The organism is Serratia sp. BNK-17 (assembly GCF_048684935.1).
GTDB classification, from domain to species: domain Bacteria; phylum Pseudomonadota; class Gammaproteobacteria; order Enterobacterales; family Enterobacteriaceae; genus Serratia; species Serratia nematodiphila.
The window spans coordinates 2829382-2850111 of the sequence record NZ_JBLQTR010000001.1 but is presented as its reverse complement, the minus strand read 5'-3'; the positions used below and the strand labels follow the sequence as shown (position 1 = coordinate 2850111).

Annotated in this window: 16 protein-coding genes; 1 reads left to right on the top strand and 15 read right to left on the bottom strand. The window is 62.6% G+C overall.

Going from position 1 to position 20730, the window contains the following annotated elements:
- Nucleotides 1–135 precede the first annotated feature (135 nt).
- Entirely contained in the window at nt 136–1389 is a 1254-nt protein-coding gene (glyA, locus tag ACMGF7_RS13495) for a serine hydroxymethyltransferase (RefSeq protein ID WP_004941389.1), read from the bottom strand.
- 357 nt (nt 1390–1746) lie between these two features.
- Here glyA and hmpA point away from each other — a divergent pair, with 357 nt between their 5' ends.
- Nucleotides 1747–2937: an NO-inducible flavohemoprotein gene (gene hmpA, locus ACMGF7_RS13490; protein WP_049242175.1), complete on the top strand. Its 1191-nt coding sequence runs from the start codon at nt 1747–1749 to the stop codon at nt 2935–2937.
- 37 nt (nt 2938–2974) lie between these two features.
- On the opposite strand, the gene ACMGF7_RS13485 is transcribed toward hmpA, so the two are convergent.
- The 14 genes from ACMGF7_RS13485 to ACMGF7_RS13420 form a co-directional block, all read right to left on the bottom strand.
- Nucleotides 2975–4159: a c-type cytochrome gene (locus ACMGF7_RS13485; RefSeq protein WP_049242178.1), complete on the bottom strand. Its 1185-nt coding sequence runs from the start codon at nt 4157–4159 to the stop codon at nt 2975–2977.
- Complete coding sequence (locus ACMGF7_RS13480) at nt 4156–6066, bottom strand: NAD(P)/FAD-dependent oxidoreductase (protein ID WP_021504513.1); 1911 nt, start codon at nt 6064–6066, stop codon at nt 4156–4158. Before ACMGF7_RS13480 ends, ACMGF7_RS13485 begins: the two co-directional genes overlap by 4 nt.
- An 85-nt stretch (nt 6067–6151) precedes the next feature.
- Nucleotides 6152–7576, bottom strand: coding sequence for an aminobutyraldehyde dehydrogenase (patD, locus tag ACMGF7_RS13475; protein WP_049186757.1), 1425 nt, complete (start codon nt 7574–7576; stop codon nt 6152–6154).
- Between the two features lie 35 nt (nt 7577–7611).
- A complete protein-coding gene (locus ACMGF7_RS13470) occupies nt 7612–8418 on the bottom strand; it encodes an ABC transporter permease (protein ID WP_004941378.1) in 807 nt (268 codons plus the stop codon).
- Nucleotides 8408–9352 carry an ABC transporter permease gene (locus ACMGF7_RS13465; RefSeq protein WP_015378789.1) on the bottom strand — a complete coding sequence of 315 codons (945 nt, stop codon included), beginning with the start codon at nt 9350–9352 and terminating at the stop codon, nt 8408–8410. Before ACMGF7_RS13465 ends, ACMGF7_RS13470 begins: the two co-directional genes overlap by 11 nt.
- A 1-nt stretch (nt 9353) precedes the next feature.
- Nucleotides 9354–10382 (bottom strand): ABC transporter ATP-binding protein, encoded by a 1029-nt coding sequence (locus tag ACMGF7_RS13460; RefSeq protein ID WP_015378790.1) that lies wholly within the window; start codon nt 10380–10382, stop codon nt 9354–9356.
- 53 nt (nt 10383–10435) lie between these two features.
- Complete coding sequence (ydcS, locus tag ACMGF7_RS13455) at nt 10436–11590, bottom strand: putative ABC transporter substrate-binding protein YdcS (RefSeq protein ID WP_049242182.1); 1155 nt, start codon at nt 11588–11590, stop codon at nt 10436–10438.
- A 73-nt stretch (nt 11591–11663) separates the two neighbouring features.
- Nucleotides 11664–13127, bottom strand: coding sequence for a gamma-aminobutyraldehyde dehydrogenase (locus tag ACMGF7_RS13450; RefSeq protein ID WP_420286474.1), 1464 nt, complete (start codon nt 13125–13127; stop codon nt 11664–11666).
- 115 nt (nt 13128–13242) lie between these two features.
- Nucleotides 13243–14166 carry a LysR substrate-binding domain-containing protein gene (locus ACMGF7_RS13445; RefSeq protein WP_015378793.1) on the bottom strand — a complete coding sequence of 308 codons (924 nt, stop codon included), beginning with the start codon at nt 14164–14166 and terminating at the stop codon, nt 13243–13245.
- Nucleotides 14167–14385: 219 nt separating this feature from the next.
- Complete coding sequence (gene glnB / locus ACMGF7_RS13440) at nt 14386–14724, bottom strand: nitrogen regulatory protein P-II (RefSeq protein ID WP_004847623.1); 339 nt, start codon at nt 14722–14724, stop codon at nt 14386–14388.
- Between the two features lie 11 nt (nt 14725–14735).
- Entirely contained in the window at nt 14736–16358 is a 1623-nt protein-coding gene (locus tag ACMGF7_RS13435; protein WP_049242185.1) for an NAD+ synthase, read from the bottom strand.
- A gap of 130 nt (nt 16359–16488) precedes the next feature.
- The gene (gene glrR, locus ACMGF7_RS13430) at nt 16489–17829 is read right to left on the bottom strand and encodes a two-component system response regulator GlrR (protein WP_004941361.1); all 1341 of its coding nucleotides are present in this window, start codon (nt 17827–17829) and stop codon (nt 16489–16491) included.
- Nucleotides 17826–18698, bottom strand: coding sequence for a two-component system QseEF-associated lipoprotein QseG (gene qseG / locus ACMGF7_RS13425; protein WP_197763921.1), 873 nt, complete (start codon nt 18696–18698; stop codon nt 17826–17828). Before qseG ends, glrR begins: the two co-directional genes overlap by 4 nt.
- 3 nt (nt 18699–18701) lie before the next feature.
- Nucleotides 18702–20138 carry a sensor histidine kinase gene (locus ACMGF7_RS13420; protein WP_004941357.1) on the bottom strand — a complete coding sequence of 479 codons (1437 nt, stop codon included), beginning with the start codon at nt 20136–20138 and terminating at the stop codon, nt 18702–18704.
- Between the last annotated feature and the right edge of the window lie 592 nt (nt 20139–20730).

Genomic DNA, 20730 nt, shown 5'->3' with positions numbered 1-20730 from the left:
ATACTTTGACAGAGCTCACACCGGCCCGCAATCTTCATTCCACTTCAATGCGTTAGAGTGCCAGACAGCTCACAGTTTGCCGCAAGCGGCCATAAAAAAACCCGCCGCAGCGGGTTTTGTCAGGCGAAAGCGGGATTAGGCGTAAACCGGCAGGCGGGCGCAGATATCCAGCACTTTCTTCTTGGTGCGTTCGATGGTGGCTTCATCGTTGATGTTGTCCAGCACATCACAGATCCAACCGGCCAGTTCGCGCACGTCGGCTTCTTTGAAGCCGCGACGGGTCACGGCCGGGGTGCCGATACGCACGCCGGAGGTGACGAACGGGCTCTTCGGATCGTTCGGCACGCTGTTTTTGTTGACGGTGATGTTGGCGCGGCCCAGGGCGGCGTCAGCTTCTTTACCGGTCAGGTTCTTGTCGACCAGATCCAGCAGGAACAGGTGGTTATGGGTGCCGCCGGAGACCACTTTATAGCCGCGCTGCAGGAACACTTCCACCATCGCCTTGGCGTTGACCGCCACTTGCTGCTGGTAAACCTTGAACTCAGGCTCCATCGCTTCTTTCAGCGCCACCGCCTTGCCGGCGATCACGTGCATCAGCGGGCCGCCCTGGCCGCCAGGGAACACGGCGGAGTTCAGCTTCTTGTACAGCTCTTCGTCGCCGCCCTTCGCCAGGATCAGGCCGCCGCGCGGGCCCGCCAGGGTTTTGTGGGTGGTGGTGGTGACGATGTGCGCGTGCGGCACCGGGTTCGGGTACACGCCGGCGGCGATCAGGCCGGCCACGTGCGCCATATCGACGAACAGATAAGCGCCGATGCTGTCGGCGATTTCGCGCATTTTGGCCCAGTCAACCACGCCGGAGTAGGCGGAGAAGCCGCCGATGATCATTTTCGGCTTGTGGGTTTGCGCCTGCTTGGCCAGATCGTCATAGTCGATTTGACCTTTGTCGTCGATGCCGTAAGGCACCACGTTATACAGTTTGCCGGACAGGTTAACCGGGGAACCGTGGGTCAGGTGGCCGCCGTGCGCCAGGTTCATGCCCAGAATGGTGTCGCCCGGCTGCAGCAGCGCGGTGTAAACGGCGAAGTTAGCCTGGGAGCCGGAGTGCGGCTGCACGTTGGCGTAATCGGCGCCGAACAATTCTTTGGCGCGGTCGATAGCCAACTGCTCAACGATATCCACGTATTCGCAGCCGCCGTAGTAACGCTTGCCCGGATAGCCTTCAGCGTATTTGTTGGTCAGCTGGGAACCCTGAGCCTGCATTACGCGCGGGCTGGTGTAGTTCTCAGACGCGATCAGCTCGATGTGCTCTTCCTGACGCACCACTTCCTGCTCCATGGCACGCCACAGTTCCGCATCGTAATCGGCAATGTTCATTTCACGCTTTAACATCCGGCATCTCCTGACTTAAATCAGCTAACTAAAAAATCACCAAATAACTACCCGTTTGGGGTCTGGGCCACAGTGTAAACCGTTTCGCCCTACCGAAGATAGGTCTTGACAGAGGTTTTTACGCAAACGATTGGCATAAGGCGGCGCAAGGCTTTGATCCGCGAAACGCTGCCGTTTATCAACGGACATTTCCTCATGCGAACAATGCGCTTTTTTCATGTTCTGTGAGCGCGATCGACGCCCGAAGAACACCGCAACGAAAACAAGGGTATTTACAAGCGGCGCGGAACCCAATAAGATGCATTTAAAATACATCATTAAAATTCTCGTCAAGATCCCAACCCAAGGAGCGCTCCCATGCTGGATAGCCAAACCATCGCCACCGTGAAATCCACCATCCCCCTGCTGGCAGCAACCGGGCCGAAGCTGACCGCCCACTTTTACGATCGCATGTTCGCCCACAACCCGGAATTGAAAGACATTTTCAATATGAGCAATCAGCGCAACGGCGATCAGCGTCAGGCGCTGTTCGACGCCATCTGCGCCTATGCCGCCAACATCGAGAACCTGGCGGCGCTGCTGCCGGCGGTGGAGCGCATCGCGCAGAAGCACACCAGCTTCAATATCCAGCCGGAGCAGTACAACATCGTCGGCGGCCACCTGCTGGCGACGCTGGACGAAATGTTCAGCCCGGGTCAGGAAGTGTTGGACGCCTGGGGCAAAGCCTACGGCGTGCTGGCCAACGTGTTTATTCAGCGTGAAGAGCAGATTTATCAGCAGAGCGAAACCGACAACGGCGGCTGGCGCGATCTGCGCGCATTCCGCATTCTGAAGAAGCAGCCGCAGAGCGACGTGATCTGCAGCTTCGTGCTGGCGCCGGTGGACGGCGGCCGGGTGGCGGACTTCAAACCGGGGCAATACCTGGCGGTCTACATCAAGCACGACAGTCTGGAACATCAGGAAATTCGCCAGTACTCGCTGACCACCTCGCCGAACGGCGAGTTCTACCGCATCGCGGTGAAGCGTGAAGATCAGGGTAAAGTGTCCAACTACCTGCACCAGCAGGCGCAGGAAGGCGACGTGATCGACATCGCCCCGCCGCACGGCGACTTCTTCCTCGACGTGACGCCGACCACGCCGGTGGCGCTGATCTCCGCCGGCGTCGGCCAAACCCCAATGCTCGGCATGCTCAACAGCCTGCACGACAGCCAACATCAGGCGCAGGTCCACTGGCTGCACGCGGCGGAAAACGGCAGCGTGCACGCCTTTGCCGAGGAAGTGGCGGATATTGCCGGGCGCATGCCGAATCTGAGCCGCCATGTGTGGTACCGCGAGCCGGGCGCCGATGACGTGGAAGGCCGCGACTACCACAGCCGCGGATTGATGGATTTGAGCGCGCTGCAAGGCAGCCTGGCCGATCCGCAAATGCACTATTACTTCTGCGGCCCGGTGGCCTTCATGCAGTTCGTGGGCAAACAGCTGTTGGAGATGGGCGTAGAGGCCGAACGCATCCACTACGAATGCTTCGGCCCGCATAAGGTGCTGTAATGCGTGCGGAGCGCGGCCGTCAGACCGCGCTCCCCCTTCATTTCTCCTGCAGTTGGCGCGCGTCCTGCACCTGCTGCACCGTCACCGGCGCCGCCTGGTTGCCCCAGCTTCCCCGCAGATAGCTCATCAGATCGGCCGCTTGACGATCGTTCAACGCCCAGCCATAAGCCGGCATGTCGAACGCCATCGCCCGTTGCGTGATCGGCGTATGCGCCCCTTCCAGCACCACCCGCAGCGCGGTCAGCGGATTATCCGCCGTTACCGTGGCATTGCCCGCCAGCGCCGGAATGGCGAAGTCGGTGCCTTCACCTTGATTGCCGTGACAGGTCGAGCAGTACATCGCATAGGTCGCCTTGCCGCCCGAATTATCCGCCTGCGCAGCAGATGAGGCAGGTTTGGCGGCGGTGTCCGGCGCCAGGCTGCGCAGGTACACCGCGATGGCGTTCAGATCGCCGTCGCTGAGGTACTGCGTGCTGTGGGTCACCACCTCGCTCATTGGCCCGGCGACCGCCGCATGGCGGCTGCGGCCGGTTTTCAGCAGCGCCGTCACCTCTTCCGGCGGCAGGCCACGCAGATTGGAGGCGTACCAGCCGTCCAGCTCGGCGCCGCTCAGGAACACCGGTTCCTTGCCGTCCAGGCCCTTCTCCTGCATCGCCCAGCCGCGCGGCGTGTGGCAGCTGCCGCAATGGCCTGCGCCTTGCACCAGATAGGCGCCGCGGTTCCACTCGGCGCTTTGCTGCGGATCCGCCTGATACGGCTGGTCGTCGTGGAACAGCTGATTCCACACCGCCAGCGGCCAGCGCATCGACAGCGGCCAAGTGATATCGCTGTCGCGGTTGGCGACGTTCTGCGCCGGCACCTCGTTCATCAGATAGTCATACAGCGCGCGCATGTCTTCCGTGCTCATTTTGGCGTACGAGGTGTACGGCATCGCCGGATAAAGCCGGTGACCGTCTTTGGCGATCCCCTGACGCATGGCGCGATCGAACTCTTCGAATGAGTAAGCGCCGATGCCGTGCAGCTTGTCCGGCGTGATGTTGGTGGCGTAGATAACCCCGAGCGGCGTCGGGAACTTCATGCCGCCCGCCAATTCGGCGCCGCCCGGCGCGGTATGGCAGGCGGTGCAGTCACCGGCTTTGGCGACGTATTCCCCGGCCGACATCGCCTGGGCCGAGCCGCCGGCGGCCAACAGGCTCAACAGGTACAGCGAACGCAGACTCATGCTCCCTCCTTGGCGGCAACCTTGCCGTAGGCCAGTTCGTTAACCGCGCGCCACGCCTGATCGATCGCCGAGTTGGCGTACGGGCTCCAGTCGGCATCGGAGTTGGCGATAGCGATCTTGCCGATCGGCTGCCGCGCCGTTTCGATGATTTTCTTGGCTTCGTCTTCGTCGTCAAACAGCCCGTTGAGGAAGTAGGAGTAACCGTGCGACCAGCGGTTGACGGTGATCGCCTGAATGTCGCGCTGATGATCGAAACCGGCCTCGCCCAGCATGCCCTGCAGCTGTTCGCGGATCATCTGTTCGTGCACTTCGAACGGCGTGCCCAGCAGCAGCGCGCGCCCTTTGCGCGACTGTTCGCGCGTGCTAAGGCCGCTGCCCGGCAGCGTCGGCACATACACCATATGCAGGCCGATCGGCCGATCCGGATCGCGCGGGTGCTGATACCCGCCCATGCTCACCGGATAGTCCAGCTTCACGCGGCTGTACGGCGCGGCCGGCGAATAGACCTCGTGCACGCCCAGCTTGATGAACGGCTGCCAGTTGCGGATCACCACCTTGCTGTACACCAGCGGCGCCTTGACGTTCTGCTTCAGCGCCTCCTGCTGCTGGTGCGCCATCTCCGGCACCAGATACGGGATCATCATGTTGTAGCCGGCCATCACCACCTGCCCGGCGCGTACTTTGGTCATCTTCTCGCCGGTCATGTAGGTGACTTCCACCTTGTCGCCGACGTTGGCCGCGTGCAGTCCGGTGCTGTTCAAACGCAGCTTCACCGGCGACTCCGGCCGATCGAGCTGGCTGTAGTCGAATTTAGCCAGCACCACATCGTTCATGTCCTTGCCGGCCGGCGCCACCGCCGGGATCAGCTGGCGCACCATCAGGCGCGCCAGCGTGGCGTTGCCGTCCGGGAAGTGGAACACGTAAGGATCGTCGAGATCCGCCTGCGACTCTTCGTCCAGCGGCGGCAGATTCATGCCGTTCAGGCCCGGCAGATCGCAAATGCGCGCATCGCTGCACGAGGTGCCATCGATGCCCACCGCCTGGAAATCGTTGGTGGTCTGCTGGAAATACCGGATCGCCAGCTCGCTCAGGCCCACCTTCTCGCGCAGGAACTGGGTGTAGCTGTGGGTGTCGAGCCACTCGACCTTCTGCTCCAGCGTCATCTCCGGCAGATAATCCTTCTCCACCGTGTGCAACGCGATCAGCGCCTGGCGATCGCTTTCCGGCAGCGGGAAATCGCCGATGAACGCTTCATAAGAGCGGCCGTTGAGGCGATCGCGCGGAATGTCGTCCGCCACCGTGCGGCCCGGATCGCCGCTCACCACCTTGTCGACGCCGAAGTTCTTGCGATCGAAGTAAACGCCGCGGCTCAAATTCAAATCCGGGTAGAAGGTGGTGTCGAAAGCCTGTTCCAGTTGGTCGATATCGACGCCGAGCTTGCGCAGCAGCCCCATCGCCACCGGGCTGAAGTTGGAGCGCGGCGACTGCAGCGATTCGCTGCCGCCGTAGCCGAGCAGCATGCCGTCGTCGCTGTTGAACTCGTTGCGCTTGGCGTGGCCGCCGAAGTCGTCGTGGTTGTCGATCAAAAGAATGCGCTGCTGCTCGCCCTTCAGCTGCTGCCAGAAACAGGCGGCCGCCAGCCCGCTGATGCCGGCGCCCACCACCACCAGATCGAACTCTTCAACGGCGGGCACGCTGCCGAAATCAAAGGTTTTGCCGTCGCGCCCCAGCTGGTGCGCATGCTCGAACGAGCCCGGATGGTTACCCCGCAGCCCGGTCAGCGCCGGCGGGTAGTACAGGGTTTGATTGGCGGTTTGCGGCGACGCGCGCAGAATTTGCAGCGGCGTCAACCCGGCGGCGATGGTGATCGCCACCCCGTTGAGAAAATCGCGTCTGGTGATACCCATATAGGCTTCCTTTCAATTTTTATTATCATCGGCCGGCCGGGGCCGGCCCAAAGGCCGCGCTATTGTGCGGATAATTATTGTAAAATCAATGTTTGAACATCACATGACGAATGGCCGTGTAATCCTCCAGCCCGTACATCGACATATCCTTGCCGTAGCCGGACAGTTTCTGGCCGCCGTGCGGCATCTCGCTCACCAGCATGAAGTGGGTGTTCACCCAGGTACAGCCGTATTGCAGGCGAGCGCTTAAGCGATGCGCGCGGCCCACGTCGCGGGTCCACACGGACGAGGCCAATCCGTAGTTGGATTCGTTCGCCCAGGCCAGTACCTGCTCTTCGTCGTCAAACGGCGTCACCGTCACCACCGGGCCGAACACTTCGCGCTGCACGATCTCATCGTCCTGGCGCGCGCCGGCCAGCAGCGTCGGCTGGAAATAGTATCCCGGCCCCTTCACCTTCTCGCCGCCGGTGACCACCTGCACATGCGGCAACGCTTTGGCTCGCTCGACAAAACCGGCCACCCGCTCCAGATGCTGGGCGGTAATCAACGGCCCCAGCTCGGTGCTCTCGTCGTCCGGCGCGCCGATCTTCAGGCTGGCCACCGCCTCGCCCAGCCGCTTCACCAGCTCGGGATAAATGCTTTTCTGCGCGTAGATGCGGCAGGCGGCGGTGCAATCCTGGCCGGCGTTGTAGAACCCGAAGCCGCGAATGCCGTCCACCACCTGCTGCAGATCGGCGTCGTCGAACACCAGCACCGGCGCCTTGCCGCCCAGCTCCATATGGGTGCGCTTAATGCCGGCGGCGGTGTGGGCGATGATGTGCTCACCGGTGGCGATCGACCCGGTCAGCGACACCATGCGCACCTTGTCATGCCCGGTCAGCCGATCGCCGACGCTGGCGCCGCGCCCGAACAGCACGTTGAGCACGCCCGGCGGGAACAGCCCGGCGGCCAGTTCGGCCAATTTGAAGGTGGTCAGCGGCGTCTGCTCCGAAGGCTTGATCACCACGCAGTTGCCCGCCGCCAAGGCCGGCGCCAGTTTCCAGGCCGCCATCATCAGCGGGTAGTTCCACGGCGCGATCGAGGCCACCACGCCGAGCGGATCGCGGCGGATCATCGAGGTGTGTCCGGCCAGATACTCACCGGCCGCCATGCCGGTCAGGCAGCGGCTGGCGCCGGCGAAGAAGCGAAATACGTCGGCCACCGCCGGCAGCTCGTCGTTCAGCACGCAGTGATAAGGCTTGCCGCAGTTGAGCGACTCCAGCCTGGCAAAGGTCTCGGCATGCTCGTCGATCAGATCCGCCAGCTTGAGCAGATGCTCGGCGCGCTCCTTCGGCGTGGTTTGCCCCCAGGCGGCGAACGCGGCGTCCGCCGCCAGCACCGCACGATCGACCTGCTCCGGGCTGGCCTCCGCCACCTGCGCGATCACTTCGCCGGTCGCCGGGTTATACACCGGCTGGGTCGCGCCCTGGCCATTCACCAGTTGGCCGTCAATCAACAGTTGGCTTTGCATAGGGTTATCCTTTTGTCAGAGGTCGGGTAAGGAAATTATTTGCCGCTGCCGGCGACGCTTTCCCCACCTTTGGTCAGGTAGTAAGCGCCGAGGATCGGCAGCATGGTCAACAGCATCACCGACAGCGCCACCACGTTGGTGATCGGCACGTCGCGCGGGCGACCGAGCTGGTTCAGCAGCCACAGCGGCAGCGTGCGCTCGTGGCCGGCGGTAAAGGTGGTCACGATGATTTCATCGAACGACAGCGCGAACGCCAGCATGCCGCCGGCCAGCAGCGCCGAGCCGAGGTTCGGCAAGATCACGTAACGGAAGGTTTGCCAGCCGTCGGCGCCGAGATCCATCGAAGCCTCGATCAGGCTGTACGAGGTGCGGCGGAATCGGGCGATGACGTTGTTGAACACGATCACCACGCAGAACGTCGCATGGCCGACGACGATGGTCAGGATGCCCGGCTCGATGTTCAGCGCCTTGAACGCCGCCAGCAGCGCCAGGCCGGTGACGATCCCCGGCAGCGCGATCGGCAGCAGCAGCAGCAGCGAAATGCTGTCTTTGCCGAAGAAATCGCGCCGATACAGCGCCGCCGCCGCCAGGGTGCCGAGCACCAGCGCGATGGCGGTCGCCAGGCAGGCGATCTGCGCCGACAGCAGCACCGCATCGAGGATGTCCTGCCGCCCGGCGGCAACGTTGAACCAGTGCAGCGTAAAGCCCTTCGGCGGGAAGCTGAAGGCCGCGTCCTCGGTGTTGAAGGCATAGATGGCGATGATCGCCAACGGGAAATGCAGGAAGACAAGTCCGCCCCAGGCGGCCAGCTTCAGCCCTAAGGGCGCGCGTTCAGAGTGCATCGAAAGCCCCCAGACGTTTGACGATGGAAAGGTAGATGGCGATCAGGACGATCGGCACCAGCGTAAAGGCCGCGGCCATCGGCATATTGCCGATCGCGCCCTGCTGGGCGTAGACCATGCTGCCGATGAAATAACCAGGCGGCCCCACCAGCTGCGGCACGATAAAGTCGCCCAGCGTCAGCGAAAAGGTGAAGATCGATCCGGCGGCGATGCCCGGCACCGCCAGCGGCAAAATGACGTGGCGGAAGGTCTGCGCCGGCCGGGCGCCCAGATCCGCCGAGGCATGCAGCAGCGAGGGCGGCAGGCGCTCCAGCGCCGCCTGGATCGGCAGGATCATGAACGGCAGCCAGATATAAACGAACACCAGAAAACGCCCCAGCCCCGAGGTCGACAGCGTGTTGCCGCCGATGCCGGGCACCGTCAGCAGCGAAGCCAACAGCGGCTCCAGCCCCAGGTGCTGCAGGAACCACTGCGCCACGCCGTCTTTCGCCAGCAGCAGGGTCCAGGCATAGGCTTTGACGATATAGCTGGCCCACATCGGCATCATCACCGCAATGTAAAAGAACGCCTTGACGCGACCGCTGGTGTAGCGCGCCATGTAATAGGCGATCGGGAACGCCAGTACCGCGCTGGCCAGCGACACCAGCACCGCCATGGTCAGCGTGCGCAGGATGATGTCGTAGTTGGCCGGGTTGAACAGCGCCGCCAGGTTGGCGAAGGTCAGATCCGGCGTCACCGCCATGGTGAAATCGTCGAAGGTGTAGAACCCCTGCCACAGCAGCGTCAGCAGCGAGCCGAGGTACACCGCGCCGAACCACAGCAGCGGCGGCACCAGCAGTAACAGCAGATACAGCGTCGGCCGGCGATAGAGCCAGGTCGACAGCGCGCGCACGCTACCGCCGCGCGCCGGGGGGGAATCGATGCTCATGTCCATCTCACCTCTCCTCCAGCAGCGGCACCATCGCCGCGCGCGGCCAGCAGGCGACGATCGGCTGGCCGATCTGACGCTGTTGCCCTTCGGCGATCCACTGTGGATTGGCCTGGCTGACCAGCAGCTTTTCGCCGCCGTTCAGCGCGATCTCATAGCGCGTGGCCGCGCCCTGGTAGTGGATTTCCTGCAGCGTGCCCTGCACCTGGATTTCGTCCTGCGCCGCGCCGCCTTGCTCCAGCAGGCGAATATGCTCCGGCCGGATCGAGAAGGTTCGGCTTTCGCCGAGCAGACGCTGCGCCAGCTCGCTGCGCACCACGTTGGAGGTGCCGACAAACTCGGCGACGAACGGCGTCTTCGGCCGCATGTAAAGCTCGCGCGGCGTATCCACCTGCTCGATGCGGCCGTTATTGAATACCGCCACCCGATCGGACATCGACAGCGCTTCGCTTTGATCGTGGGTGACGAAGATAAAGGTGATGCCCAGCTGGCGCTGCAGCTTCTTCAGTTCGCCCTGCATCTGCTCGCGCAGCTTGAGATCCAGCGCGCCGAGCGGTTCGTCCAGCAGCAGCACCCGTGGCCGGTTGACCAGCGCGCGCGCCAGTGCCACGCGCTGCCGCTGGCCGCCCGACAGGTGCGCCGGCTTGCGTTCGGCGACGAAACCGAGCGCCACGCTCTCCAGCGCCTCTTGCGCCCGCGCCAGCCGCTCGCGTTTGGCGACGCCCTTCACCATCAGGCCGTAGGCGACGTTTTCCAGCACCGACATGTGCGGAAACAGCGCGTAATCCTGAAACACGGTATTCACGTCGCGCTGATACGGCGGCAGGTTGGCGGCTTCCTGGCCGTGAATGCGAATCGAGCCGGAAGTGAGCTGTTCAAAGCCGGCGATCAGGCGCAGGCAGGTGGTTTTGCCCGAGCCGGACGGCCCGAGCATGGAGAAGAATTCCCCGTCCTGAATGTCGATGGATACCCGATCCACGGCGCGAACATCGCCGAAAGTCCGCGAAACATCGATGAATTGCACGGCAATGGTCATTTTCTGTGCTCCATTCTGATGTAATTCGGGCGCAGCGGGCTGCGCCCCGCGGCTTAGCGGCCGCCCATGATGGCGATGTAATCCTGGGTCCAGCGGCTGTACGGCACGAACTTGCCGCCCTGCGCCTGCGGCGTTTTCCAGAAGGCGATTTTGTCGAACTGGTTGAAACCGTTGGTTTCGCAACCCTTCTCACCCAGCAGCGCGCTGGCCTTGCAGCCCGCCGGTGAAGCCGGCACCGACCCGAACCAGGCCGCCACATCGCCCTGCACCTTCGGCTCCAGCGACCAGTTCATCCACTGGTAGGCGCAGCTCGGGTGTTTGGCGTCGGCATGCAGCATGGTGGTGTCCGCCCAGCCGGTCACGCCCTCTTTCGGGAACACGGTGGCGATCGGCTGCCCTTCGCCCTTCAGGGCGTTGGCCTGATACGGCCAGGCGCTGGAGGCCACCACGCCTTCGTTTTTAAAGTCGCTCATCTGCACCGAGGTATCGTGCCAGTAGCGGTGGATCAGCGCGTGCTGGCTGCGCAGCAGCTTCAGCGCCGCCTGATACTGCTCTTCGTTGAGCTGGTAAGGATCGCTGATGCCGAGCTGCGGCTGGGTGGCCTTCAGGAACAGCGCCGCGTCGGCGATGTAGATCGGGCCGTCGTAAGCCTGCACCCGGCCCTGGTTGCTCTTGCCGTCCGGCAGGTTCTGCTGCTGGAAGATCACCGCCCAGCTGTCCGGCGGCGTCGGGAAGGTTTTGGTGTTGTACATCAGCAGGTTCGGCCCCCACTGGTACGGCGTGCCGTAAGTTTTGCCGTCCACGGTATACCAGGCGCCGTTCAGCAGGCGCGGGTCGACGTTCTTCCAGTTCGGGATCAGCGCGGTGTTGATCGGCTGTACCCGCTTGCCGAAGATCAGACGCAGCGAGGCGTCGCCGGAGGCGGTCACCAGATCGTAGCCGCCCTTGGCCATCAGGCTGACCATTTCATCGGAGGTGGCGGCGGTCTTCACGTTCACCGCACAGCCGGTTTGCTTCTCAAACTGGGTGACCCAGTCGTAGTTTTTGTCGGACTGGCCGCGTTCGATGTAGCCGGGCCAGGCGATGATGTCCAGCCGGCCTTCGCCTTTGCCCAACGACTGCGGCAGATCGGCCGCCTGGGCCAGGCCGCACAGCACGGTGAGACAGAGCGCGGAGACGGTGGTGGTGACTGCGGTAGTTTTTCCCATCGTAATTACCCCTGTGTTGCTTATCGGTGTGCGGCAGGGAACGGCTGCCGCCTGATTTTTCTTGATATAACCGTTAGAAGCCGGCTTTGAACTTCGCCATAACGTGCCTGACAACGCTGTAATCCTGCAGCGAATCGCTGGACAGATCCTTGCCGTAGCCGGAGCGTTTCAGGCCGCCGTGCGGCATTTCGCTCGCCAAGGTGAAATGAGTGTTGATCCAGGTGCTGCCGTACTGCAGATGGGCGGCAATGTGCAGCGCCCGATCGATATTTTGCGTCCACACCGACGAGGCCAGCCCGTATTCCGAGTCATTGGCCCACGCGACCGCCTGCTCCAGGTGTTCGAAGCGCGTGACGCTGACCACCGGGCCGAACACCTCGCGCTGCACGATCTCGTCGCTTTGCAGGCAACCCGCCAGCAAGGTCGGCTGGTAGTAGAACCCCGGCCCGGAGTGCGCCGCGGCGCCGGTGATCAATTCGATATGCGGTTGGCTGAGCGCCCGCTCGACAAAACTGGCGACGCGATCGCGCTGGCGGGCACTTATCAACGGGCCGATCTCGTTGTCCTGATCGCGCTTGCGGGCGAAGCGCAGGCTGGCGACCGCTTCGCCCAGCGCGTCCACCAGTTTGGGATAGATGCCGGCCTGCGCGTAGATGCGGCAGGCGGCGGTGCAGTCCTGGCCGGCGTTGTAATAGCCGTAGGTGCGAATGCCGTTGACCACCTCGTCGAGATCGGCGTCGTCGCAAACGATCACCGGCGCCTTGCCCCCCAGCTCCAGATGGGTGCGCTTGACGCTTTTAGCCGCCGCCTGGAGGATTTTTTGCCCGGTGACGATATCGCCGGTGACCGACACCAGCCGCACCTGCGGGTGCCCCACCAGCTGGCTGCCGACCCCTTCACCGCCGCCATAGACGATGTTCAGCACGCCCGGCGGCAGGATCTCTTGCAGCGCAGGCACCAACGCCAGAATGGTCAGCGGCGTATGTTCGGAGGGTTTAAACACCACGGTATTGCCCGCCGCCAACGCCGGCGCGATCTTCCACGCCGCCATCATCAGCGGATAGTTCCAGGGGGCGATCGAGGCCACCACGCCAATGGGATCGCGGCGGATCATCGAGGTGTGGCCCGGCACATACTCACCGGCCAGTTGCCCTTGCTGCGTGCGCACCGCGCCGGCAAAGAAGCGGAACACGTCGACCGCCGCCGGCAGATCGTCATTGAGCGCCTGATGCAGCGGTTTGCCGCAGTTGAGGGCCTCCAGTTGCGCCAGCTGCGGCGCCTGCCGCTCAATGGCGTCGGCGATACGCAGCAACAGCGTGGCGCGCTGGGCCGGCGTAGTGCGCGACCAATGGCCAAACGCCTGCTGCGCGGCTTTCACCGCGCTGCCGACCTGTGCCGCAGAGGCTTCGGTCAGGGCGATCAGCGTCTCGCCGTTGGCCGGATTGACGATGCACTCCTGCTGGCCTTCGCCGTCGATAAGCTGACCGTTAATGAACTGCTGACAGGACAAACCTGAGAGAACCTGCACATCCACCATCGCCTGACGCCCCTAAGTGACAAAAACGTTAACCAAATGTGAATAAGTTAGTTTTAATCAGCCTAAGCGAGCCTCTGGCGGGCAACAAATTCTAAATACTGAACGACGCGTTCGATTAAATCGAATGCTTAAGCCCGGCGGCATGTTTGCTGCCGTTCTCGCGCGCGATGGTGAGGAACGGCGTCACCAGCTCCGGCCGCGCGCTGCCGCGCCGCCATGCCAACCCGATATCCAGCGGCTCCAGCAGATCGTCCAGCTTGCGCGCCTCGATCATGTTGCCCTCCAGCGACCAGGCGCGGTACGCCATATCCGGCTGGATGGAGACTCCCATCCCCGCCGCCACCAGGCTGCGCACCGCCTCGGTCGAGGCGGTCTTCATGGCGATCTCCGGCTTCAGCCCGGCGCGCGCCCAGATGCGCCGCGCGTGCACGTCCATTTCATCGGCGTTGAGCTGGATCAGCGGCTGTTTGGCCACGTCCGCCAGGCTGATGCTCTCGTGCTCCAGCAGCGGGTGCAGCGGCGGCAGCCATAGGCGATACGGCGAGTGCATCAGCACCTCGGTCTGCAGCGCGTCGCGGTCCTCGATGTTCGACAAGATCAGCACGCCGATGTCGATCTCGCCGCTGACCAGCAGATGCTCGATGTACGGGCGTTCGTCTTCAACCACCTGCACGGTGACATTGGGATAAGCCGATTTAAAGCGCGTGAGCAGTTCCACCAGGAAGTAACCGGCCACCAGGCTGGTGACGCCGATAGTCAGCTTGCCGGTCAGGCTTTCGGTGCCGATCTGCAGGCTGCGCTTGGCGTTGTCCACCGTCGCCAGGATCAGATACGACTGGCGCAAGAATTGGTGCCCCTGATGGGTCAGCGTCATGCCCTTGGCGTGGCGATCGAACAGCCGCACGCCGATCTCGGTTTCCAGCTGCTGGATCGCCAGCGTCAGCGAAGACTGGGAGACAAACACCGCCTGGGCGCCGGCGGAGATCGACCCGGTTTCCGCCACGGCGATGAAGTGGCGGATTTGGCGTAACGTCATCATGGGGGTGATTCCTCAAGCAAAAACATTGCGTTGAGTGTAGACGCCAGCCGTGAAGCGATCGGGAAAAGTGTCAAAAACGCGATAGCGTTCGCTTTTTTAGAATGCCCGCAGGCAAAAATGGGGGAAACGGCGAGGCGAAGAAGTGTGATGTACGGGGAGCAGAAATGACAAGGGCGCAGCATGCTGCGCCCTCCTGATGGCCGATGAACCTGCGGAGGATCAGATCGCTTCTTCGTCCTGCTCGCCGGTACGGATACGCACCACGCGCGCCACGTCGAAGACGAAGATTTTGCCGTCGCCGATCTTGCCGGTCTGTGCGGTTTGCATAATGGTTTCCACGCAGGTGTCGACGATGTCGTCGGCAACCACGATCTCGATCTTCACCTTAGGCAGAAAATCGACCATGTATTCGGCGCCGCGGTACAGCTCGGTGTGGCCCTTCTGGCGGCCGAAGCCTTTGACTTCGGTGACCGTCATGCCGGTGATGCCCACTTCGGCCAGCGCTTCGCGGACGTCATCCAGTTTGAACGGCTTGATAATCGCGTCGATCTTTTTCATCTTCTTTCCTTTTACCAATTTTTGCGGCCAAAACCGGATGTGATGGGGTAGCGGCGGTCTTTGCCGAAGTTACGGGCGGTGATACGCGGCCCGACGGCGGCCTGACGCCGCTTGTATTCGTTGATGTCCACCAGGCGGATCACCTTGCGCACGATCGCTTCGTCGAACCCTTCGGCCACCAGATCGGCGACCGACTTGTCGCGCTCGACGTAGCCTTCCAGGATCGCATCCAGGATATCGTACGGCGGCAGGCTGTCCTGATCGACCTGATCCGGCGCCAGCTCGGCGGACGGCGGGCGATCGATCACCCGCTGCGGGATCACGTAGGAGACGGTGTTACGGTATTCAGACAGCTTGAACACCAGCGTTTTCGGCACGTCCTTCAGCACGTCGAAACCGCCGGCCATATCGCCGTACAGCGTGGCGTAACCGACCGCCATTTCGCTCTTGTTGCCGGTGGTCAGCACGATGCTGCGGCGCTTGTTGGACAGCGCCATCAGCACCACCCCGCGGCAACGCGCCTGCAGGTTCTCTTCGGTGGTGTCGCGCTCGGTGCCGGCGAACATCGGCGACAGCTGGCCCATAAAGGCGTCGAACATCGGTTCGATGGAGACGATATCGAACTCCACGCCGAGGATTTCCGCCTCTTCCTTGGCGTCGGCGATGCTGATATCCGCGGTGTAGCGGAATGGCATCATCAGCGCCTGCACCTTGTCTTTGCCCAACGCATCCACGGCGATCGCCAGCGTCAGCGCCGAGTCGATGCCGCCGGACAGCCCCAGCACCGCGCCTTTAAAGCCATTTTTGGTCACATAGTCGCGCACCGCCAGCACCAGCGCCTGGTACACCTGCGCCAGCTGCGGCAGCTCAGCGGCCGGATCGGCCATCGGCACCACATCCAGCTCGTTGAATTCCAGGCGGGTCACTTGCTCGTCGAAGGCCGCCAGACGGTGGGTCATGGTGCCGGCGGCGTCGAAGACCTTGGAGCAGCCGTCGAAGATCAGCTCATCCTGGCCGCCGACCTGGTTGAGGTACACCAGCGGCAGCTGGGTGCGCTGGCAGTGGCCGGCCATCAGCGTTTTGCGGATATACGGTTTTTCGCGATTATACGGCGAGGCGTTGATCGACAGGATAATCTCCGCGCCGGCCGCCTTGGCGGCGTCGATCGGCTCAGGGAACCACAGATCTTCGCAGATCAGCAGCCCCAGACGGTAGCCTTTCAATTGCACCACGCAGGTGTCGTTGCCGGCGTGGAAATAGCGCTTCTCATCGAACACGCCGTAGTTCGGCAGCTGCTGCTTGAAGTAGCGGGTCAGCAGGCGGCCTTCGGCGAACAGCGACAGCGCGTTGTACAGCTTGTCGCCTTCGCGCCACGGGTGGCCGACCAGGATCGCCGTCTCGGCGGAGGCCTGCTGCAGGCGCAGCAGCTGCGCATCGCAGCGCTGATAGAAATCATTGCGGTACAGCAGGTCTTCCGGCGGGTAGCCGGACAGCGCCAGTTCGCTGAACATGACCAGATCGGCTCCCGCCTTCTGCTGCTCCTGCACGATTTGCAACATGCGTTCGGTGTTGCCTTCAATGTCGCCGACCAGCAGGTTCAACTGGGCCAGGGCGATGGAAAGTGATCTGCTCATTTGTGTACGATCCCGCTTAATACGTTCCATGGTGCTCTACGCCGGGGCGCGCCGCGGCAAAGAGAACGGAGTGTAAATCATTCCGCCGGATTTGTTGAGAACCTGCGTGGCAGGCGCCGGCGGGAAACTGTCATTCTTTAAAATCGTTGGCGTCCAGCTCGTGGCGCGACAGCAATTTGTAAAACTCGGTGCGGTTGCGGCCCGCCATGCGCGCGGCCTGGGTCACGTTGCCCTTGGTGATCTGCAGCAGCTTGCGCAGGTAATGCAACTCGAACTGGTTACGCGCTTCGGCAAAGGTCGGCAACGCGGTATTTTCCCCTTCCAGCGCCTGCTCCACCAACGCTTCGCTGATCACCGGCGCCGAGGTCAGCGCCACGCACTGCTCGATGACGTTGACCAGCTGACGCACGTTGCCCGGCCAGCTGGCGGTCATCAGCCGCTTCATGGCGTCGGTCGAGAAGCTGCGCACGAACGGCTTGTGCCGCTGAGCCGCTTCGCGCAACAGGTGATTGGCCAGCAGCGGGATATCTTCGGCGCGCTCGTTGAGCGCCGGGATCTTGAGGTTCACCACGTTGAGGCGGTAGTAGAGATCCTCGCGGAACTCGTTCTTCGCCATCGCCTTTTGCAGATCGCGGTGGGTGGCGGAGATGATGCGTACGTCAATGTCCAGATCGCGATTGCTGCCGAGCGGCCGCACCTTGCGTTCCTGCAGCACGCGCAGCAGCTTCACCTGCAGCGACAGCGGCATATCGCCGATCTCGTCGAGGAACAGCGTGCCGCCCGCCGCCGCCTGGAACAGCCCTTCGCGGCTGCTGACCGCGCCGGTAAAGGCGCCCTTGGCGTGGCCGAACAGTTCGGACTCCAGCAGCTGCTCCGGCAGCGCGCCGCAGTTGATGGCGATGAACGCCTTGCTGGCGCGCGGGCTGGCCGCGTGGATCGCCTGCGCCACCACCTCTTTACCGGTGCCGCTCTGGCCGTTGATCAATACGCTGACGTCGGACTGCGCCACCATTTTCACCTGCTCCAGCAGGCGCAGCATCAACGGGCTGCGGGTGACGATGTCTTCTCGCCAGGCATCGTCGCCGGCCGGGCTGGCCGACAGCGCGAGCGCCTCGTCGATGGCCTTGTACAGCGCATCGCGATCCACCGGCTTGGTGAGAAAGCTGAACACCCCCTGCTGGGTAGCGGCCACCGCATCGGGAATCGAACCGTGCGCGGTGAGAATGATCACCGGCATGCCCGGCTGATGTTTTTGGATCTCGGCGAACAGCGCCATGCCGTCCATCTCATCCATGCGCAGATCGCTGATCACCAGATCGATCTGTTCGCGCGCCAGCAGGCGCAGCGCTTCCTGGCCGCTTTCGGCGGTGGTGACGTGAAAACCTTCGCTGGTCAGGCGCATGCCCAGCAGCTTCAGCAGGCTGGGATCGTCGTCAACCAATAACAGGTTGGCCGGTTTGCGTGCGGTCATTGCGCGTGGGACTCCTTATTGGCAGGGTGCGGCGTATAGGTGTCTTCCGGTTCAACCGGCAGCGCAGTGCCCTTTTCCGGTTCGTCCTGCGGCCCAGCCCCTTTCGCGGCCGCGCCGTTTTTACCGGCAGCTTCGCCCTTTTGCGAGCCTGTGCCGTTGTCCGGTATTTCCCCTTGCAACTGCTTGCGCGATGAGAGCTGGCGCTCGATGTCGGTCAGGTTTTCCAGCTTGCGCGAGGTGTCCTGCAGCTGCGATTGCAAGCGCGCCTGGCTCTGGCGCAGCGAATCGATCTGGCTGTCGCTGCTTTCCTGCAGATGCTGATAACGCGCTTTCTCATCGAACAGCGTGATCTGCAGCATCTGCTGCTGGCGCCACAGCTGCGTCAGTGGACGCAGCGAACCGGGAAACTCCATCCGGTAGCTGTTGATCCTGTCGATCATCTGGCGGCGTTCGCCGGAGGTCGGCTGTGCGCTCCCCAGCAGAATGCTCTGTTTGAAAACGCCGGACCAGCTGTCGCCAGGCACCGTTTTCGCCAGCGCGCGCGCCTGGGTTGAGCCGATGCGATCGGCGCAGTCCATCGCACGCAGCCAGTAGAGCGCGTTATCCAGCGCGTCCTTGTCGTCCAACTGCCACAGGGTATCGCAAGCCGCGGTGCGGTAATCGATCACCTTGGTATCCGGGATCGCTTCTTGCTGCTGAGCGCTCAGGCCGCCGCTGACCGCGCGATCGACGCAGCCCGCCAGCAACAGCGGCATAAAGAAAACGGCGCCCAACCAGCTGATCGGGCGTTTGCCGAGCGGCGCTCTGTGCACGGCACGCGGTGAACGTTCGGTCTGTGAAAGACGAAGGCGCTTAGACCATGTGTACATTATTTATTCATTCTCGGCGGTTAACGGCAGTTCAATGCGGAAGCAGACGTCTGCACCGGCGACCGTCGCCAGTTGCAGCTCACCGCGCATGCGACGGATACAGTCCTGAGCGATGCTCAACCCCAGTCCGCTTCCTTTTACCGCCCCTTTTCGCTGGTGACTACCCTGGAAAAAAGGCTCGAAAATCATGGCTCTTTCAGCCTCGGGGATCGGCGTGCCGGTATTGGCGACGTCGATTTGCACCCGTTGTCCAACCTGACGGCTGCGGATCCAAATGTTACCGGATTCCTTGCCGTAGTGCACCGCATTGGAGTAGAGATTATCCAGCACGCGCATTAATAGCGTAGGCTCTGCCCAGCAGATTTCCGCCTCCAGGGCGATTTCGGTGGAAATCATCTTCGCCCGCGCCGGCAAACTGTGCGCGGCGACCACCAAATCGACCATCTCACGCAGCTCGACGTTCTCGTGTTCCGCCGGGCCGTCGGCCAGTTTGCGGTTGTAATCCAGCAGTTGTTCAATCAGCTGTTGCAGATGACGGCTGCTGTTGTCGAGGATCGCCACCACCTCTTTTTGATCGGAGGTCAGCGGCCCCGCCACTTCGTCTGCCAGCAGTTCGGTTCCTTCACGCATGCTGGCCAGCGGCGTTTTCAACTCGTGCGAGATATGGCGCAAGAACTCGTGGCGCTGCGACTCCAGCCACGCCAACCGTTCGCTCAGCCAGATGATGCGCTGCGCCAGCGAACGCAGCTCGCGCGGCCCTTTGAACGACGCGGTGCTGCCCAGCGCGCGCCCTTCCCCCAGGCGATTGATCATCCGTTCCACGGCCTTGACCGGCCCGATGATCATGCGGGTGAACAGCACCACCAGCAGCACGCTGACCAGGAACAACAGCAGCGCCTGCCAGCCGAAGAACTGACCGCGCTCGGCGATGGCCTGCTGCAGCTGCTGGCCGCGTGAAAACACCACCGCGCGCGTGGCCTGTACCATTTCGGCATTGGATCGCGAGAACGACTCGAGCAGGGCCGAGGCCTCTTGGTCCGGCCCGCTGTTATGGCATTTGATCGCCGCCAACTGGGTCAGCAACTGACGCAGCGTTTGGTAATAACGTTCGTCCGGCAGAATCGGCGCGTGGGCGTCCAGCATCTGCGAATACTGTTTGCGCTGGTTCTGGTACAGCTTCTGCAGCGTAGGATCGACCAGCACGCAGTACTGACGATAGCTGCGCTCCATCTCCAGCGCCACGCTGGTCATCGCCTCGCTGCGCCGCGCGTCCACCAGCGTGGTGCGGTTGATGTCCGCCGCCTGCGCGCTGAGGTGATCCAGGCTCTGGTAGGCTTGATAGGCCAGCACCAACAGCGGCAGCAGCACCAACAGGAAGGCCAGCAGCACCAATTGCCGCAGCGAACGGGGGAATAAACGCCATTTTTTCAACGAAATCATCTCATTCTCTCAGCTCTGTCACGATGCTAACTGACTCGCCGGAAAGAGAAAAGCCCGGCAGGGGAGAATCCTGAACGCGCAAGGAAAAAGCCGCGGGATCGGCGAAGCGCGCCCATAGGCCTGGCCTGCCGACGGCATGCGGCCCCGGTAACATCAACCGGCGCGAAAACGAGAGTGTGGGGATAGCGTCTGCGTTCGAGGGCATAGACAACGAAACGGGCATAAGCGCAGCGTTGAGAATTGACATCGGGGCAAGAAACTTGCCCCAACGCAAGGAAAGTGTGGATGCCCTTAAACCTCGTCCCCAGGGTGATGTAGCGCAGCGGCTGGCATCGAACAGGACGAATAGCATCCGTAAGTATCCAGGATTGATGAACCCTTCATCACAGTTGGATACAGGCGGTGCCTCACTCCACGTGTCGCCCGATGCTTGATAAAGCCGCTTGCGCGGTCTGTTATCGGTTTGGTTGGACGATAGGCACCATTTCTTTGGCATCATTCGGAGGCTTATGAGGCGATTTGCCGTCTAATTACGGCGCCGTCATAAAAAGGTGAATGAGCAGCCGCCGAGAATAATGCACGTAGCGTGCCA

Coding starts and splice junctions, on each gene's coding strand:
- ACMGF7_RS13465 (WP_015378789.1), bottom strand. CDS start 9,352: ATGGACATGAGCATCGATTCCCCCCCGGCGCGCGGCGGTAGCGTGCGC.
- hmpA (WP_049242175.1), top strand. CDS start 1,747: ATGCTGGATAGCCAAACCATCGCCACCGTGAAATCCACCATCCCCCTG.
- ACMGF7_RS13445 (WP_015378793.1), bottom strand. CDS start 14,166: ATGATGACGTTACGCCAAATCCGCCACTTCATCGCCGTGGCGGAAACC.
- qseG (WP_197763921.1), bottom strand. CDS start 18,698: ATGTACACATGGTCTAAGCGCCTTCGTCTTTCACAGACCGAACGTTCA.
- ACMGF7_RS13420 (WP_004941357.1), bottom strand. CDS start 20,138: ATGATTTCGTTGAAAAAATGGCGTTTATTCCCCCGTTCGCTGCGGCAA.
- ACMGF7_RS13460 (WP_015378790.1), bottom strand. CDS start 10,382: ATGACCATTGCCGTGCAATTCATCGATGTTTCGCGGACTTTCGGCGAT.
- patD (WP_049186757.1), bottom strand. CDS start 7,576: ATGCAAAGCCAACTGTTGATTGACGGCCAACTGGTGAATGGCCAGGGC.
- ydcS (WP_049242182.1), bottom strand. CDS start 11,590: ATGGGAAAAACTACCGCAGTCACCACCACCGTCTCCGCGCTCTGTCTC.
- ACMGF7_RS13450 (WP_420286474.1), bottom strand. CDS start 13,127: ATGGTGGATGTGCAGGTTCTCTCAGGTTTGTCCTGTCAGCAGTTCATT.
- glnB (WP_004847623.1), bottom strand. CDS start 14,724: ATGAAAAAGATCGACGCGATTATCAAGCCGTTCAAACTGGATGACGTC.
- ACMGF7_RS13485 (WP_049242178.1), bottom strand. CDS start 4,159: ATGAGTCTGCGTTCGCTGTACCTGTTGAGCCTGTTGGCCGCCGGCGGC.
- ACMGF7_RS13480 (WP_021504513.1), bottom strand. CDS start 6,066: ATGGGTATCACCAGACGCGATTTTCTCAACGGGGTGGCGATCACCATC.
- ACMGF7_RS13435 (WP_049242185.1), bottom strand. CDS start 16,358: ATGAGCAGATCACTTTCCATCGCCCTGGCCCAGTTGAACCTGCTGGTC.
- ACMGF7_RS13470 (WP_004941378.1), bottom strand. CDS start 8,418: ATGCACTCTGAACGCGCGCCCTTAGGGCTGAAGCTGGCCGCCTGGGGC.
- glrR (WP_004941361.1), bottom strand. CDS start 17,829: ATGACCGCACGCAAACCGGCCAACCTGTTATTGGTTGACGACGATCCC.
- glyA (WP_004941389.1), bottom strand. CDS start 1,389: ATGTTAAAGCGTGAAATGAACATTGCCGATTACGATGCGGAACTGTGG.